This window comes from Rathayibacter festucae DSM 15932 (genome assembly GCF_004011135.1).
In the GTDB taxonomy this organism is placed as follows: domain Bacteria; phylum Actinomycetota; class Actinomycetes; order Actinomycetales; family Microbacteriaceae; genus Rathayibacter; species Rathayibacter festucae.
Genome location: NZ_CP028137.1, coordinates 156,567 through 170,724 on the forward strand (window position 1 = coordinate 156,567; position 14,158 = coordinate 170,724).

The window sequence follows — 14,158 nt, forward strand, 5'->3', positions numbered from 1 at the left end:
CCTATCGGAGGAACTCCGTGGCACAAGATGTGCTCACCGACCTGAACAAGGTCCGCAACATCGGCATCATGGCCCACATCGATGCCGGCAAGACCACCACCACCGAGCGCATCCTGTTCTACACGGGTATCACGCACAAGATCGGTGAGGTCCACGACGGCGCCGCCACGATGGACTGGATGGCGCAGGAGCAGGAGCGCGGCATCACGATCACGTCCGCCGCGACGACGTGCTTCTGGAACAAGAACCAGATCAACATCATCGACACCCCCGGTCACGTCGACTTCACGGTCGAGGTCGAGCGCTCGCTGCGCGTCCTCGACGGCGCCGTCGCCGTCTTCGACGGCAAGGAGGGCGTCGAGCCCCAGTCCGAGACCGTCTGGCGTCAGGCCGACAAGTACGACGTCCCGCGCATCTGCTTCGTCAACAAGATGGACAAGCTCGGCGCCGACTTCTACTTCACCGTCGACACGATCATCAACCGCCTCGGCGCCAAGCCGCTGGTCATCCAGCTGCCCATCGGCGCGGAGTCCAGCTTCGAGGGCGTCGTCGACCTCGTCGAGATGCGCGCGCTCACGTGGCGCGGCGACTCGAAGGGTGACGTCGCGCTGGGCGCGAAGTACGAGATCGAGGAGATCCCCGCGGACCTGGCCGACAAGGCCGCCGAGTACCGCGAGAAGCTGCTCGAGACCGTCGCGGAGACCTCCGACGAGCTGCTCGAGAAGTACTTCGGCGGTGAGGAGCTCACGGTCGCCGAGATCAAGGGCGCCATCCGCAAGCTGACCGTCAACTCGGACATCTACCCCGTGCTCTGCGGCTCCGCGTTCAAGAACCGCGGCGTCCAGCCGATGCTCGACGCGGTCGTCGACTACCTCCCCTCCCCGCTCGACGTCCCCGCCATCGAGGCGCACGACGTCCGCGACGAGGAGAAGGTCATCATGCGCCACGCGGACTCGACCGAGCCCTTCTCGGCGCTCGCGTTCAAGGTCGCGGTGCACCCGTTCTTCGGTCGCCTCACCTACGTCCGCGTCTACTCGGGCAAGCTCGACTCCGGCGCCCAGGTCATCAACTCGACCAAGGGCAAGAAGGAGCGCATCGGCAAGATCTTCCAGATGCACTCCAACAAGGAGAACCCGGTCGACTCGGTCACCGCCGGCCACATCTACGCCGTCATCGGCCTCAAGGACACCACCACCGGTGACACCCTGAGCGACCCGACCGCGCAGGTCGTGCTCGAGTCGATGACCTTCCCGGAGCCCGTCATCGAGGTCGCCATCGAGCCCAAGACGAAGGCCGACCAGGAGAAGCTCGGCACCGCGATCCAGAAGCTCGCGGAGGAGGACCCCACCTTCCGCACCGAGCAGAACCAGGAGACCGGTCAGACGGTCATCAAGGGAATGGGCGAGCTGCACCTCGACATCCTGGTGGACCGCATGAAGCGCGAGTTCAACGTCGAGGCCAACGTCGGCAAGCCGCAGGTGGCCTACCGCGAGACGATCCGCCGCACGGTCGAGAAGTACGACTACACCCACAAGAAGCAGACGGGTGGCTCGGGCCAGTTCGCGAAGGTCCAGATCTCCATCGAGCCGATGGAGGTCGAGGCCGACAAGACCTACGAGTTCGTCAACGGCGTCACCGGTGGTCGCGTCCCCCGCGAGTACATCCCCTCGGTCGACGCGGGCATCCGCGACGCCATGCTGGTCGGCGTCCTCGCCGGCTACCCCATGGTGGGCATCAAGGCGACACTGACCGACGGCGCGGCGCACGACGTCGACTCCTCGGAGATGGCGTTCAAGATCGCCGGCTCCATCGCGTTCAAGGAGGCCTCGCGCAAGGCGCAGCCGGTCCTCCTCGAGCCGCTGATGGCCGTCGAGGTCCGCACGCCCGAGGAGTACATGGGCGACGTCATCGGCGACCTCAACTCGCGTCGCGGGATGATCCAGTCGATGGAGGACGCCGCGGGCGTCAAGGTCATCAAGGCCAACGTCCCGCTGTCCGAGATGTTCGGCTACATCGGCGACCTGCGCTCGAAGACCTCGGGCCGCGCGGTCTACTCGATGACGTTCGAGACCTACGCCGAGGTCCCCAAGGCCGTGGCCGAGGAGATCGTCCAGAAGAACAAGGGCGAGTAGCACTCGTCCCACCCCCCCCGCCGCGGTTCTGCGGAACCGCGGCGGGCCTGGTAGTGTCGTGCGGGTTTGCTGCCGCGTTCTGCGCGCCTCGGATCCTCATCGGATGGCCCGCGCGACCACTGCCGGTAACATACCTACACAAAACCCCCGCAAGTCCTCCAGTCCTCGTGCCGCCCCGTGCGGCGTCGGATGCGGATGCTTGCACCTAAGTCCTGAGGAGGACCCACAGTGGCTAAGGCCAAGTTCGAGCGGACCAAGCCGCACGTCAACATCGGAACCATCGGTCACGTCGACCACGGAAAGACCACCCTCACCGCGGCGATCTCGAAGGTTCTGGCGGACAAGTACCCGTCCGCGACCAACGTCCAGCGTGACTTCGCGTCGATCGACTCCGCTCCCGAGGAGCGCCAGCGCGGCATCACGATCAACATCTCGCACGTCGAGTACGAGACGCCGAAGCGCCACTACGCGCACGTCGACGCCCCCGGTCACGCCGACTACATCAAGAACATGATCACCGGCGCGGCTCAGATGGACGGCGCGATCCTCGTGGTCGCCGCCACCGACGGCCCGATGGCTCAGACCCGTGAGCACGTCCTCCTCGCCAAGCAGGTCGGCGTGCCGTACCTCCTCGTCGCCCTGAACAAGGCCGACATGGTGGACGACGAGGAGATCCTCGAGCTCGTCGAGCTCGAGGTCCGCGAGCTGCTGTCCTCGCAGGGCTTCCCCGGCGACGACGCCCCCGTGGTCCGCGTCTCCGGCCTCAAGGCCCTCGAGGGCGACGAGGCGTGGACCCAGTCCATCCTCGACCTCATGGACGCCGTCGACGCCTCCGTCCCGGACCCGATCCGCGACAAGGACAAGCCGTTCCTCATGCCGATCGAGGACGTCTTCACGATCACCGGTCGTGGAACCGTCGTCACCGGTCGCGCCGAGCGCGGCACCCTCTCGCTGAACTCCGAGGTCGAGATCGTCGGCATCCGCCCGACGCAGAAGACCACGGTCACCGGCATCGAGATGTTCCACAAGCAGCTCGACGAGGCCTGGGCCGGCGAGAACTGCGGTCTGCTCCTCCGCGGCACCAAGCGCGAGGACGTCGAGCGCGGCCAGGTCGTCGTCAAGCCGGGTTCGGTCACGCCGCACACGGACTTCGAGGGCACCGCGTACATCCTGTCCAAGGACGAGGGTGGGCGTCACAACCCGTTCTACGGGAACTACCGCCCCCAGTTCTACTTCCGCACCACCGACGTCACCGGCGTCATCACGCTGCCCGAGGGCACCGAGATGGTCATGCCCGGCGACACCACCGACATGACGGTCGCGCTGATCCAGCCGATCGCCATGGAGGAGGGCCTCGGCTTCGCCATCCGTGAGGGTGGCCGCACCGTGGGTGCCGGAACGGTCACCAAGATCGTCAAGTAGGTTCTCCTGCTGATCTCTCGAGAGGGGTCGTCCGCTTCGGCGGGCGGCCCCTCTCGTCGTTCCCGATGCAGGTCGGCCCCGGTCTCGATCCGCTCGGCGGAGGCTGACTAGCGTGGGAGGCATGCCCTTCGTGAAGACGAACCCGTCCGCTCCTGCGCAGTTCTTCGAGTGGGAGGCGGCGGGACTGCGCTGGCTGGCCGAGGCCGAGGAGGCCGGGGGAGCCCGCTGCGCCGAGGTGCTGCTGGTCGAGCCCGGCCGCATCGAGCTCGAAGAGGTCCGCTCCGCCCGCCCGACGCGGGAGGCCGCCCGGCGCTTCGGCGGCGCCCTCGCGCGCACGCACGACGCGGGAGCCGCCGCCTTCGGTGCGCCGCCGGCCGGCTGGTCCGGCCCCGCCTTCATCGGGCGCCGCGCGATGCCCTGCACTCCGGAGGACTCCTGGGGCCGCTTCTACGCGGAGCAGCGGGTCCGGCCCTTCCTCCGCCCGGCCCTCGAGGCGGGGAACCTGTCCTCCGCGGATGCCCGCACCGTCGAGAGCGCTCTCGACCTCGTCCGGGCCGGAGCCTTCGACGACGACGACGTCCCCGCGCGCCTGCACGGCGACCTCTGGAACGGCAACGTGCTGTGGTCGGACGAGGGCGCGGTGCTGATCGACCCGGCCGCGCACGGCGGCCACCGCGAGACCGACCTCGCGATGCTGGCGCTCTTCGGGCTGCCCCGGCTCGACGACGTCCTCGCCGGCTACGAGGAGGTCCACCCGCTGCGCCCGGGGTCCGAGGACCGCGTGCCGCTGCACCAGCTCCATCCGCTCGCGGTGCACGCGGCCGGCCACGGACCCTCCTACGGCCGGGCCCTCGCCGATGCCGCGGCCCGCGTCCTCGCTCTCTGATCCCCCCGGCGCGTCCCGCACCGTTCGTCCAGGCGGTGTCGCCACACTGAGGCTCGCGCGGCCCCCTGCCCGCACGGATCAAGGAGGAACCATGGTGGACTTCGGCAAGCTCGGACGACAGGCCGGCGAGCTGCTCAACAGCAAGAAGGTCCAGGAGACGCTCCGCAGCGAGAAGGCGGAAGGCGTCTCGGACCAGGTGCTCGAGAAAACCGGCGACATCGCGAGCCGCCTCACCAAGGGCAAGTACGACGACCGCATCGAGGACCTCAAGCGCCAGGCCGACAAGCGCCTCGGCAACGAGTAGCGCAGGGCCGGGGGCGCCCGTCAACCCGCTGACGGTGCCGGAGCCCCCGCCCTATCGTCGGGTCGATGGCCGATCCGCTCACTCAACGACTCCGCCGGACCGACTCGAGCGGTCGCGGCTACAGCCGGGTCCGCTCCGGTACCGGCTTCAGCTACCGCGACCCCAAGGGCGCCACGGTCACGGACCCCGAGCTGCGGGCCCGCTTCGACCACCTCGGCATCCCGCCGGCCTGGCAGGAGGTCTGGATCGCGCCGTACCCCAACGGGCACATCCAGGCCACGGGCGTCGACGGCGCCGGCCGTCGGCAGTACATCTACCACCCGACCTGGCGCGAGCAGAAGGACCGGATCAAGTTCGACCGGGCGCTCCGGCTCGCGGAGGCCCTTCCCGGTGCCCGCCGCCGCGTGACGATCGCACTGCGCGACGACGGGCCCACCCGCGAGCGCGCGCTGGCGACCGGCTTCCGGATGCTCGACACCGGCTCGCTGCGGGTCGGCAGCGAGCAGTACGCGAAGGAGCACGGCAGCATCGGCCTCACGACGCTGCTCTGCTCGCACGCGACGACGCACGGCGACCGGGTCGCACTCGCCTTCCCCGGCAAGAGCCACCAGGCCTGGACGAGCGAGATCCTCGACCACGACCTGGCCCGCGTGGTCCGGGCGCTGAAGCGCCGCGGCCCGAACGCGCGGCTCCTGGCCTGGAAGGACGGCCGCGTCTGGCGCCCGGTCTCCGCGGCCGACATCAACGACTACGTGCGCGAGCGCGCCGGCGACGACTTCACGGCGAAGGACTTCCGCACCCTGCACGGCACGGTCGCCGCGGCGCTGAGCCTCGCGAAGGCGGGACCGCAGCCCACCCAGCGGCTGCGCACGAGGGCGATCTCGCAGGCGATGAAGGACGCGTCGGAGGTGCTCGGGAACACGCCGACCGTGGCTCGCGCGAGCTACGTCGACCCCCGGGTGCTCGATCACTTCCGGGCGGGCGAGACGATCGATCCGTCCCGCCCCGGGTCGGCCGAGACGACGCTGCGCGCTCTGCTCTTCGAGTGACCGGCCCGCGCGGCCCGGGCCCTCTGAGGCCCGGGATTCCGCGGGCGGACGCCTGCGGCCACGGACCTCCGCGCCGCGACACGCCCGGGTTGCACGGGTGCTGGATCCGTGAGAGACTCTTCTAGTTCAAAATTTCCGCCCGCGCAGCGTGCTGCGAGGGGGTGGAACACTGCCAGGCAGTGCCGAGACGGCGCCCCAGCGGCTCGACCCGAGAGGGCGGCCCCGCGAGTGCGACGTCGAGGCGGCGGGTAGCAGAACGACAACAACCGACAACTCAACGGGCTCTCCGTGCGTCGTGCGTTCTGCACGGCTCTCAGAGCGCCTCGAGCGCGGTGCTTTTGACAGAAGAACACTGGTGCACTTCCTCCGGTTCTCCGGATGTTCCTTCGCGAGCGCGTCCTATGCGACACGAGCCCGGCTCCGGCCGGGGGAGTGGCGTACGACGCAATAACAAGAGAGTGAGAGATCACACATGGCGGGACAGAAGATCCGCATCCGACTGAAGTCCTACGACCACGAGGTCATCGACACGTCGGCGCGCAAGATCGTCGACACGGTGACCCGTGCCGGCGCAACGGTCGTCGGCCCCGTGCCGCTTCCGACCGAGAAGAACGTGGTCTGCGTGATCCGTTCTCCCCACAAGTACAAGGACAGCCGCGAGCACTTCGAGATGCGCACCCACAAGCGCCTCATCGACATCATCGACCCGACGCCCAAGGCCGTCGACTCGCTGATGCGCCTCGACCTCCCGGCCGACGTCAACATCGAGATCAAGCTCTAAGGAGGAGTGCCACCATGTCTGTCACTGTTTCCCCCACGCTGAAGACCAGCAAGGGCCTCCTCGGCACGAAGCTCGGCATGACCCAGGTCTGGGACGAGAACAACAAGCTCGTCCCCGTCACGGTCATCGAGATCAGCCCCAACGTCGTGACCCAGGTCCGCACGGAGGAGAAGGACGGCTACACCGCCGTCCAGCTCGCCGCCGGTGCGATCGACCCGCGCAAGGTGAACAAGCCCGCCGCCGGTCACTTCGACGCCGCGGGTGTCACCCCCCGCCGCCACCTCACCGAGGTCCGCACCTCCGACGCCGCCGACTACTCGGCCGGCCAGGAGCTGACCGTGGACGCCGTCTTCGAAGCCGGCACCAAGGTCGACGTCGTCGGCACCTCCAAGGGCAAGGGCTTCGCCGGTGTCATGAAGCGTCACAACTTCAAGGGCGTCTCGGCTTCGCACGGTTCGCACCGCAACCACCGCAAGCCCGGCTCCATCGGCGCCTCCTCGACCCCCAGCCGTGTCTTCAAGGGCATGCGCATGGCCGGTCGCATGGGTGGCGAGCGCGTCACCGTGCTCAACCTCAAGGTGCACTCCGTCGACGCCGAGAAGGGTCTGCTGCTCGTCAAGGGCGCCGTCCCCGGTGCGCGCGGTCGCCTCGTGTTCGTTCGCAACGCCGTGAAGGGAGCGTAGTTCCATGGCTACCTCTGTCGACATCATCGACGTCCAGGGCAACAAGTCGGGCGCGTTCGAGCTCCCCGCCGAGCTCTTCGACGTCCAGACCAACATCCCCCTGATCCACCAGGTCGTCGTGGCGCAGCTCGCCGCGGCGCGCCAGGGCACCCACTCCACGAAGAACCGTGGCGAGGTCTCGGGAGCCGGCCGCAAGCCGTTCAAGCAGAAGGGAACCGGTCGCGCTCGTCAGGGCTCGATCCGCGCCCCGCACATGACCGGTGGTGGCGTGGTCCACGGACCGACCCCCCGCAGCTATGCGCAGCGCACCCCCAAGAAGATGATCGCCGCGGCTCTGCTCGGTGCTCTCTCGGACCGCGCCCGCGGCTCGCGCGTGCACGTGGTCGAGTCCCTCGCCCTCGGCGAGACCCCGAAGACGAAGGACGTCCTCGTCCTGCTCGACGCCCTCTCGGTGTCGCGCAACGTCCTCGTGGTCCTCGAGCGCGACGACTTCATCGCCGAGCTCTCGCTCCGCAACGTGCCGTTCGTGCACATCCTGCCGTCCGACCAGCTCAACGCGTACGACGTGCTCGTCTCCGACGACATCGTCTTCACGAAGGCCGCACTCGACGCGTTCGTCGCCTCGAAGTCCGGCGCCAAGAAGGAAGAGGTGAACGCATGAGCCAGTCCGCCGCGTTCAACAAGGACCCCCGCGACGTCATCATCTCGCCGGTGGTCTCGGAGAAGTCCTACGGCCTGATCGACGAGGGCAAGTACACCTTCGTCGTCGACCCGCGCTCCAACAAGACCGAGATCAAGCTCGCCATCGAGAAGATCTTCGGTGTCCAGGTCGCGTCGATCAACACGCTGAACCGTCAGGGCAAGACCCGCCGCACGAAGTTCGGGGCCGGCAAGCGCAAGGACACCAAGCGCGCGATCGTCACGCTGAAGTCCGGCTCCATCGACATCTTCACGAGCGTCGGCTGAGCCGAAGAAGCGTAGAGGAAACAGACAATGGCTATTCGTAAGTACAAGCCCACGACCCCCGGTCGCCGCGGCTCCAGCGTTGCCGACTTCGCCGAGATCACCCGATCGACGCCCGAGAAGTCGCTCCTTCGCCCGCTGTCCAAGACCGGTGGCCGCAACAACTCCGGTCGCATCACGACGCGTCACATCGGTGGTGGCCACAAGCGCCAGTACCGTCTGATCGACTTCCGTCGCAACGACAAGGACGGCATCAACGCCAAGGTCGCTCACATCGAGTACGACCCCAACCGCACGGCGCGCATCGCGCTGCTCCACTTCGTGGACGGCACCAAGCGCTACATCCTGGCTCCGAACAAGCTCTCGCAGGGCGACGTCGTGGAGTCGGGCTCGGGTGCCGACATCAAGCCCGGCAACAACCTGCCGCTGCGCAACATCCCGACCGGTACGGTCATCCACGCCATCGAGATCAAGCCGGGCGGCGGCGCCAAGCTCGCCCGCTCGGCCGGCACCTCGGTCCGCCTCGTCGCCAAGGACGGCCCCTACGCGCAGCTCCGCCTGCCGTCGGGCGAGATCCGCAACGTCGACGCGCGCTGCCGCGCCACGATCGGCGAGGTCGGCAACGCCGAGCAGTCGAACATCAACTGGGGCAAGGCCGGCCGCATGCGCTGGAAGGGCGTCCGCCCGACCGTCCGCGGTGTCGCGATGAACCCGGTCGACCACCCCCACGGTGGTGGAGAGGGCAAGACCTCCGGTGGTCGCCACCCGGTCAGCCCCTGGGGCCAGTCCGAGGGACGCACCCGTCGCCCCAACAAGGAGAGCGACAAGCTCATCGTTCGCCGCCGCACCGCCGGTAAGAAGCGCAAGTAGGAGTTGTAGAAGATGCCTCGCAGTCTCAAGAAGGGCCCCTTCGTTGACGACCACCTGCTCCGCAAGGTGTTCACGGCCAACGAAGCCGGCAACAAGAACGTCATCAAGACCTGGTCGCGCCGCTCGATGATCATCCCGGCGATGCTGGGTCACACCATCGCGGTCCACGACGGTCGCAAGCACATCCCCGTGTTCGTGACCGAGACCATGGTCGGCCACAAGCTCGGCGAGTTCGCCCCCACTCGGACCTTCCGCGGTCACGAGAAGGACGACAAGAAGGGCCGTCGCCGCTGACGCGGCGACGAGAAGGAGGAGAGAAATGGTGGAGTCGATCGCACGCGTGCGACACATCCGCGTCACCCCCCAGAAGGCTCGCCGTGTCGTGAACCTGATCCGCGGGAAGCAGGCGGAGGAGGCCCTGGCCATCCTCAAGTTCGCCCCGCAGGGTGCGTCCGAGCCCGTCTACAAGCTCGTCGCCTCGGCGATGGCCAACGCTCGCGTCAAGGCCGATGCCTCGAACGAGTACCTCGACGACCAGGACCTGTTCGTGTCCCGCGCCTTCGTCGATGAGGGAACCACCCTCAAGCGATTCCAGCCCCGTGCTCAGGGTCGTGCCTTCCGCATCAACAAGCGCACCAGCCACATCACCGTCGTGCTGGCCACTCCTGAGGAGGGGACCAAGTAATGGGTCAGAAAGTAAACCCCTACGGTTTCCGTCTGGGAATCACCACCGACCACGTGTCGCGCTGGTTCTCCGACAGCACCAAGAAGGGCCAGCGGTACAGCGACTTCCTCGCTGAGGACGTCAAGATCCGCCGGCTCCTCGCCACGCAGCTCGACCGCGCGGGCGTCGCCCGCATCGAGATCGAGCGCACCCGCGACCGCGTCCGCGTCGACATCCACACCGCCCGCCCGGGCATCGTGATCGGTCGCCGCGGCGCCGAGGCCGAGCGCATCCGCGCCGACCTCGAGAAGCTCACCGCCAAGCAGATCCAGCTGAACATCCTCGAGGTGAAGAACCCCGAGGCCGAGGCTCAGCTGGTCGCGCAGGGCATCGCCGAGCAGCTCTCCGCCCGCGTGGCCTTCCGCCGCGCGATGCGCAAGGGTCTGCAGGGCGCGCAGCGCGCCGGTGCCAAGGGCGTCCGCATCCAGGTCTCCGGCCGCCTCGGCGGCGCCGAGATGAGCCGCTCGGAGTTCTACCGCGAGGGACGCGTGCCGCTGCACACCCTCCGCGCGAACATCGACTACGGCTTCTACGAGGCGAAGACCACCTTCGGCCGCATCGGCGTGAAGGTCTGGATCTACAAGGGCGACATCACCAACAAGGAGCTCGCTCGGGAGCAGGCGAACAGCAAGTCGTCGCGCCCCGAGCGCAGCGACCGTCCGCGTCGCGCCCCCCGCCAGCAGAGCGAGGCGCCCGTCGCAGCAGGAGTTGAGGCATAACCATGTTGATTCCGCGTCGAGTCAAGCACCGCAAGCAGCACCACCCGGGCCGTTCCGGCCAGGCCACCGGTGGCACCAAGGTGTCGTTCGGTGAGTACGGCATCCAGGCCCTCACCCCGGCCTACGTGACCAACCGTCAGATCGAGTCCGCTCGTATCGCCATGACGCGCCACATCAAGCGCGGCGGAAAGGTGTGGATCAACATCTACCCCGACCGCCCGCTGACCAAGAAGCCCGCCGAGACCCGCATGGGTTCCGGAAAGGGCTCGCCGGAGTGGTGGGTCGCGAACGTCAAGCCGGGTCGCGTCCTCTTCGAGGTCGCCGGCGTCGACGAGCAGCTCGCTCGTGAGGCCATGACCCGTGCCATCCACAAGCTGCCCCTCAAGGCACGCATCATCAAGCGCGAGGAGGGAGACGCATAATGGCGATCGGATCCAAGGAGCTCGTTCCCACCGAGCTCGACACCTTCGAGGACGAGCGTCTCGTCACGGAGCTGAAGAAGGCCAAGGAGGAGCTGTTCAACCTCCGCTTCCAGTCGGCCACCGGCCAGCTGGACACCAACGGCCGCCTGCGTGCCGTCAAGCGCGACATCGCCCGCATCTACACGGTCATCCGTGAGCGCGAGCTGGGCATCCGCGCCACCCCCGCACCCGTCGAGGCCCCGGCCAAGGCGGAGAAGAAGCCGAAGACCAAGAAGGCCGCCAAGGCCGAGGTCGCGGCGACCGAGTCGAACGAGGAGGCCAAGTAATGGCAACCGTCACTGACAGCGCCGGCCACGAGTCGGCCGCCCACGACATCAAGGAGGCGGGCGCTCGCGGTTACCGCAAGACCCGTCGCGGCTACGTGACCAGCGACAAGATGGACAAGACCATCGTCGTCGAGGTCGAGGACCGGGTGAAGCACCCGCTGTACGGCAAGGTCATCCGCCGCACGTCCAAGGTCAAGGTCCACGACGAGCTGAACTCCGCCGGCATCGGCGACTCCGTCGTCATCAGCGAGACCCGTCCCCTCAGCGCCACCAAGCGCTGGCGCCTGGTCGAGATCCTCGAGAAGGCCAAGTAGGCCACGGCCCGCTTGAGTTAGCAGGAGAGACACATGCTTCAGCAAGAATCCCGAGTCAAGGTCGCCGACAACACCGGCGCCAAGATGCTCCTCACCATCCGCGTGCTCGGTGGCTCCGGCCGCCGCTACGCCGGCCTCGGTGACGTCATCGTCGCGACCGTCAAGGACGCGATCCCCGGCGGAAACGTCAAGAAGGGCGATGTGGTCAAGGCCGTCATCGTCCGGACCATCAAGCAGACCCGTCGTCCCGACGGCTCGTACATCAAGTTCGACGAGAACGCCGCCGTGATCCTGAAGAACGACGGGGACCCCCGCGGCACCCGCATCTTCGGTCCGGTCGGTCGCGAGCTCCGCGACAAGAAGTTCATGAAGATCGTCTCGCTGGCACCGGAGGTTATCTAGTCATGGCCAAGATCAAGAAGGGTGACCTCGTGCAGGTCATCTCGGGCGCGACCCAGGCCCGCGGCGGAGACCGCGGCAAGCAGGGCAAGGTTCTCGAGGTCCTGGTCGAGAAGAACCGCGTCGTCGTCGAGGGTGTGAACTTCGTCAAGAAGCACAACCGCGTCGGCCAGTCGCAGCGCGGCTCGAAGGAGGGCGGCATCGAGACCATCGAGGCCCCCCTCCACATCTCGAACGTCGCGGTCGTCGACCCGAAGACCAAGAAGCCGACCCGGGTCGGCCACCGCAACGTGGCCGTCACCAAGGACGGCGTGACCAAGACGGTTCGCGTTCGCTACGCGAAGGCGTCGGGTGAGGAACTGTAATGACTGACACCACCGCAGTGGCTGCGAAGGTTCAGCCGCGGCTCAAGGCCAAGTACCAGGCCGACATCATCCCCGCTCTCAAGGAGCAGTTCGGCTTCTCGAACATCCACCAGGTCCCCGGCCTGGTCAAGGTGGTCGTGAACACCGGAGTCGGCGAGGCTGCCCGCGACGGCAAGATCATCGACGGCGCCATCAAGGACCTCACCGCGATCACGGGCCAGAAGCCCCAGGTCACGAAGGCCCGCAAGTCCATCGCGCAGTTCAAGCTGCGCGAGGGCCAGGCCATCGGCGCGCACGTCACCCTCCGCGGTGACCGCGCGTGGGAGTTCCTGGACCGCCTGCTCTCGGTGGCGCTGCCGCGCATCCGCGACTTCCGCGGTCTCTCGGACCGCCAGTTCGACGGCAACGGCAACTACACCTTCGGCATCACGGAGCAGTCGATCTTCCACGAGATCGACCAGGACCGCATCGACCGCGTCCGCGGCTTCGACGTGACCGTGGTCACCACCGCGAAGACCGACGACGAGGGTCGCGCGCTGCTCAAGCAGCTCGGCTTCCCGTTCAAGTCGGCGGACAACGCGTAGCACGACCCCCGAGGCCGGAGAGCGGATCACCCGCCCTCCGGCCTCGCTGTGCACCCGCCCGCCCCGCGGCGCGGAAGCACTCTCAGAGCTCCGGTCCTCTCCCGGGAGGATCGGCCGTCGGCCCTCGACCGCCGGCCCTCAGCCGTGTACCATGGCTCGTTGGCCTGCGCTCGCGCGGCCGCATGGGCGTCGACGTCGTCGGCGCCGTCCCACACCACAGGTCGTCACTCTTGTAAAGGGTGCCGAAACCAGGCGAGAAAGGCACCATCAGCCATGACCATGACTGATCCGGTCGCAGATCTGCTGACCAGAATCCGCAACGCGAACTCCGCGCACCACGACTCCATCGCCCTCCCCGGCTCGAAGCTCAAGGCGAACATCGCCGAGATCCTCAAGCGCGAGGGCTACATCTCCGACTGGAAGGTCGAGGAGGCGCGCGTCGGCACGACGCTCTCCATCTCCCTCAAGTACGGACCGAACCGCGAGCGCTCCATCGCCGGCATCAAGCGCGTCTCGAAGCCCGGCCTGCGCGTCTACGCGAAGTCGACCGAGATCCCCACCGTCCTCGGTGGCCTCGGCGTCGCCATCCTGTCCACGTCGAGCGGTCTGCTGACCGACCGTCAGGCCGAGAAGAAGGGCGTGGGTGGGGAGATCCTCGCCTACGTGTGGTAACCCCATGTCGCGAATCGGAAGACTCCCCATCGAGATCCCGGCGGGCGTCGACGTCTCCGTCGCCGGATCCCTCGTCACCGTCAAGGGCCCCAAGGGCGAGCTGACCGTCCCGGTCGCCAGCCCGATCCAGGTCGCCGTCGAAGGCGGCCAGGTCCTGGTCTCCCGCCCCGACGACGAGCGCGAGTCGCGCTCGCTCCACGGCCTCACCCGGACGCTCATCGCGAACGACATCATCGGTGTCACGCAGGGCTACTCCAAGGGCCTCGAGGTCGTCGGAACCGGTTACCGCGTGCTGGTGAAGGGCTCGGACATCGAGTTCGCCCTCGGCTTCTCGCACCCGGTCGTCGTCACCCCTCCCGCGGGCATCTCGTTCACGGTCGAGGGCAACAACAAGGTCACCGTGCACGGCATCTCCAAGCAGGCCGTCGGTGAAGTGGCCGCCAACATTCGTAAGATCCGCAAGCCCGAGCCCTACAAGGGCAAGGGCGTGCGCTACGCCGGCGAGGTCGTTCGCCGCAAGGCCGGAAAGAGCGGTAAGTGATC

21 protein-coding genes are annotated in these 14,158 nt (G+C 67.7%); all 21 read left to right on the forward strand.

What is annotated here, in order from left to right; genetic code table 11:
• The first annotated feature begins 17 nt into the window (after positions 1 to 17).
• The 21 genes from fusA to rplF all read left to right on the forward strand — a co-directional run bounded on the left by fusA (position 18) and on the right by rplF (position 14,156).
• Positions 18 to 2,132, forward strand: a complete 2,115-nt coding sequence (gene fusA, locus C1I64_RS00735) for an elongation factor G (RefSeq protein WP_123445036.1) — start codon at positions 18 to 20, stop codon at positions 2,130 to 2,132.
• A 228-nt stretch (positions 2,133 to 2,360) separates the two neighbouring features.
• Positions 2,361 to 3,554, forward strand: a complete 1,194-nt coding sequence (tuf, locus tag C1I64_RS00740) for an elongation factor Tu (RefSeq protein ID WP_123445037.1) — start codon at positions 2,361 to 2,363, stop codon at positions 3,552 to 3,554.
• 103 nt (positions 3,555 to 3,657) lie between these two features.
• Positions 3,658 to 4,440, forward strand: coding sequence for a fructosamine kinase family protein (locus tag C1I64_RS00745; RefSeq protein ID WP_279630193.1), 783 nt, complete (start codon positions 3,658 to 3,660; stop codon positions 4,438 to 4,440).
• Positions 4,441 to 4,531: 91 nt separating this feature from the next.
• Positions 4,532 to 4,744, forward strand: coding sequence for an antitoxin (locus C1I64_RS19920; protein ID WP_123735027.1), 213 nt, complete (start codon positions 4,532 to 4,534; stop codon positions 4,742 to 4,744).
• A gap of 65 nt (positions 4,745 to 4,809) precedes the next feature.
• On the forward strand, positions 4,810 to 5,793 hold the full coding sequence (locus C1I64_RS00755) for a DNA topoisomerase IB (RefSeq protein WP_123445040.1): 984 nt from the start codon (positions 4,810 to 4,812) through the stop codon (positions 5,791 to 5,793).
• 472 nt (positions 5,794 to 6,265) lie between these two features.
• Positions 6,266 to 6,574: a 30S ribosomal protein S10 gene (rpsJ, locus tag C1I64_RS00760; protein WP_005050520.1), complete on the forward strand. Its 309-nt coding sequence runs from the start codon at positions 6,266 to 6,268 to the stop codon at positions 6,572 to 6,574.
• Between the two features lie 14 nt (positions 6,575 to 6,588).
• Positions 6,589 to 7,257, forward strand: a complete 669-nt coding sequence (gene rplC / locus C1I64_RS00765) for a 50S ribosomal protein L3 (RefSeq protein ID WP_104224566.1) — start codon at positions 6,589 to 6,591, stop codon at positions 7,255 to 7,257.
• 4 nt (positions 7,258 to 7,261) lie between these two features.
• Positions 7,262 to 7,918: a 50S ribosomal protein L4 gene (gene rplD, locus C1I64_RS00770; RefSeq protein ID WP_123445041.1), complete on the forward strand. Its 657-nt coding sequence runs from the start codon at positions 7,262 to 7,264 to the stop codon at positions 7,916 to 7,918.
• Positions 7,915 to 8,223 (forward strand): 50S ribosomal protein L23, encoded by a 309-nt coding sequence (gene rplW / locus C1I64_RS00775; RefSeq protein ID WP_123445042.1) that lies wholly within the window; start codon positions 7,915 to 7,917, stop codon positions 8,221 to 8,223. Before rplD ends, rplW begins: the two co-directional genes overlap by 4 nt.
• Before the next feature lie 27 nt (positions 8,224 to 8,250).
• A complete protein-coding gene (gene rplB / locus C1I64_RS00780) occupies positions 8,251 to 9,090 on the forward strand; it encodes a 50S ribosomal protein L2 (RefSeq protein WP_123445043.1) in 840 nt (279 codons plus the stop codon).
• Positions 9,091 to 9,102: 12 nt separating this feature from the next.
• Positions 9,103 to 9,384, forward strand: coding sequence for a 30S ribosomal protein S19 (rpsS, locus tag C1I64_RS00785; protein ID WP_055787078.1), 282 nt, complete (start codon positions 9,103 to 9,105; stop codon positions 9,382 to 9,384).
• A gap of 25 nt (positions 9,385 to 9,409) precedes the next feature.
• Positions 9,410 to 9,775: a 50S ribosomal protein L22 gene (gene rplV / locus C1I64_RS00790; protein WP_123445044.1), complete on the forward strand. Its 366-nt coding sequence runs from the start codon at positions 9,410 to 9,412 to the stop codon at positions 9,773 to 9,775.
• Positions 9,775 to 10,533, forward strand: coding sequence for a 30S ribosomal protein S3 (rpsC, locus tag C1I64_RS00795; protein ID WP_056037327.1), 759 nt, complete (start codon positions 9,775 to 9,777; stop codon positions 10,531 to 10,533). Before rplV ends, rpsC begins: the two co-directional genes overlap by 1 nt.
• Before the next feature lie 2 nt (positions 10,534 to 10,535).
• A complete protein-coding gene (gene rplP / locus C1I64_RS00800; RefSeq protein ID WP_123445045.1) occupies positions 10,536 to 10,955 on the forward strand; it encodes a 50S ribosomal protein L16 in 420 nt (139 codons plus the stop codon).
• Positions 10,955 to 11,281, forward strand: coding sequence for a 50S ribosomal protein L29 (gene rpmC, locus C1I64_RS00805; RefSeq protein ID WP_123445046.1), 327 nt, complete (start codon positions 10,955 to 10,957; stop codon positions 11,279 to 11,281). Before rplP ends, rpmC begins: the two co-directional genes overlap by 1 nt.
• Positions 11,281 to 11,595 (forward strand): 30S ribosomal protein S17, encoded by a 315-nt coding sequence (gene rpsQ / locus C1I64_RS00810; protein WP_123445047.1) that lies wholly within the window; start codon positions 11,281 to 11,283, stop codon positions 11,593 to 11,595. Before rpmC ends, rpsQ begins: the two co-directional genes overlap by 1 nt.
• Positions 11,596 to 11,628: 33 nt before the next feature.
• Complete coding sequence (gene rplN / locus C1I64_RS00815) at positions 11,629 to 11,997, forward strand: 50S ribosomal protein L14 (RefSeq protein ID WP_123445048.1); 369 nt, start codon at positions 11,629 to 11,631, stop codon at positions 11,995 to 11,997.
• 2 nt (positions 11,998 to 11,999) lie between these two features.
• Positions 12,000 to 12,359, forward strand: coding sequence for a 50S ribosomal protein L24 (rplX, locus tag C1I64_RS00820; RefSeq protein WP_123445049.1), 360 nt, complete (start codon positions 12,000 to 12,002; stop codon positions 12,357 to 12,359).
• On the forward strand, positions 12,359 to 12,943 hold the full coding sequence (gene rplE, locus C1I64_RS00825) for a 50S ribosomal protein L5 (protein WP_123445050.1): 585 nt from the start codon (positions 12,359 to 12,361) through the stop codon (positions 12,941 to 12,943). The genes rplX and rplE overlap by 1 nt, the downstream gene beginning before the upstream one ends.
• A 273-nt stretch (positions 12,944 to 13,216) precedes the next feature.
• Positions 13,217 to 13,615: a 30S ribosomal protein S8 gene (rpsH, locus tag C1I64_RS00830; RefSeq protein ID WP_123445051.1), complete on the forward strand. Its 399-nt coding sequence runs from the start codon at positions 13,217 to 13,219 to the stop codon at positions 13,613 to 13,615.
• 4 nt (positions 13,616 to 13,619) lie between these two features.
• The gene (gene rplF / locus C1I64_RS00835) at positions 13,620 to 14,156 is read left to right on the forward strand and encodes a 50S ribosomal protein L6 (RefSeq protein ID WP_123445052.1); all 537 of its coding nucleotides are present in this window, start codon (positions 13,620 to 13,622) and stop codon (positions 14,154 to 14,156) included.
• Positions 14,157 to 14,158 lie beyond the last annotated feature (2 nt).

Bases quoted from the DNA above. Each gene is read 5' to 3' on its own strand.
- rpsJ (WP_005050520.1), top strand. From the start codon at position 6,266: ATGGCGGGACAGAAGATCCGCATCCGACTGAAGTCCTACGACCACGAG.
- rplF (WP_123445052.1), top strand. From the start codon at position 13,620: ATGTCGCGAATCGGAAGACTCCCCATCGAGATCCCGGCGGGCGTCGAC.
- rplN (WP_123445048.1), top strand. From the start codon at position 11,629: ATGCTTCAGCAAGAATCCCGAGTCAAGGTCGCCGACAACACCGGCGCC.
- rplP (WP_123445045.1), top strand. From the start codon at position 10,536: ATGTTGATTCCGCGTCGAGTCAAGCACCGCAAGCAGCACCACCCGGGC.
- rplV (WP_123445044.1), top strand. From the start codon at position 9,410: ATGGTGGAGTCGATCGCACGCGTGCGACACATCCGCGTCACCCCCCAG.
- rpsS (WP_055787078.1), top strand. From the start codon at position 9,103: ATGCCTCGCAGTCTCAAGAAGGGCCCCTTCGTTGACGACCACCTGCTC.
- rplC (WP_104224566.1), top strand. From the start codon at position 6,589: ATGTCTGTCACTGTTTCCCCCACGCTGAAGACCAGCAAGGGCCTCCTC.
- rpsH (WP_123445051.1), top strand. From the start codon at position 13,217: ATGACCATGACTGATCCGGTCGCAGATCTGCTGACCAGAATCCGCAAC.
- rplW (WP_123445042.1), top strand. From the start codon at position 7,915: ATGAGCCAGTCCGCCGCGTTCAACAAGGACCCCCGCGACGTCATCATC.
- C1I64_RS19920 (WP_123735027.1), top strand. From the start codon at position 4,532: ATGGTGGACTTCGGCAAGCTCGGACGACAGGCCGGCGAGCTGCTCAAC.
- C1I64_RS00755 (WP_123445040.1), top strand. From the start codon at position 4,810: ATGGCCGATCCGCTCACTCAACGACTCCGCCGGACCGACTCGAGCGGT.
- rpsC (WP_056037327.1), top strand. From the start codon at position 9,775: ATGGGTCAGAAAGTAAACCCCTACGGTTTCCGTCTGGGAATCACCACC.
- rpsQ (WP_123445047.1), top strand. From the start codon at position 11,281: ATGGCAACCGTCACTGACAGCGCCGGCCACGAGTCGGCCGCCCACGAC.
- rpmC (WP_123445046.1), top strand. From the start codon at position 10,955: ATGGCGATCGGATCCAAGGAGCTCGTTCCCACCGAGCTCGACACCTTC.
- rplX (WP_123445049.1), top strand. From the start codon at position 12,000: ATGGCCAAGATCAAGAAGGGTGACCTCGTGCAGGTCATCTCGGGCGCG.
- rplD (WP_123445041.1), top strand. From the start codon at position 7,262: ATGGCTACCTCTGTCGACATCATCGACGTCCAGGGCAACAAGTCGGGC.
- rplE (WP_123445050.1), top strand. From the start codon at position 12,359: ATGACTGACACCACCGCAGTGGCTGCGAAGGTTCAGCCGCGGCTCAAG.
- rplB (WP_123445043.1), top strand. From the start codon at position 8,251: ATGGCTATTCGTAAGTACAAGCCCACGACCCCCGGTCGCCGCGGCTCC.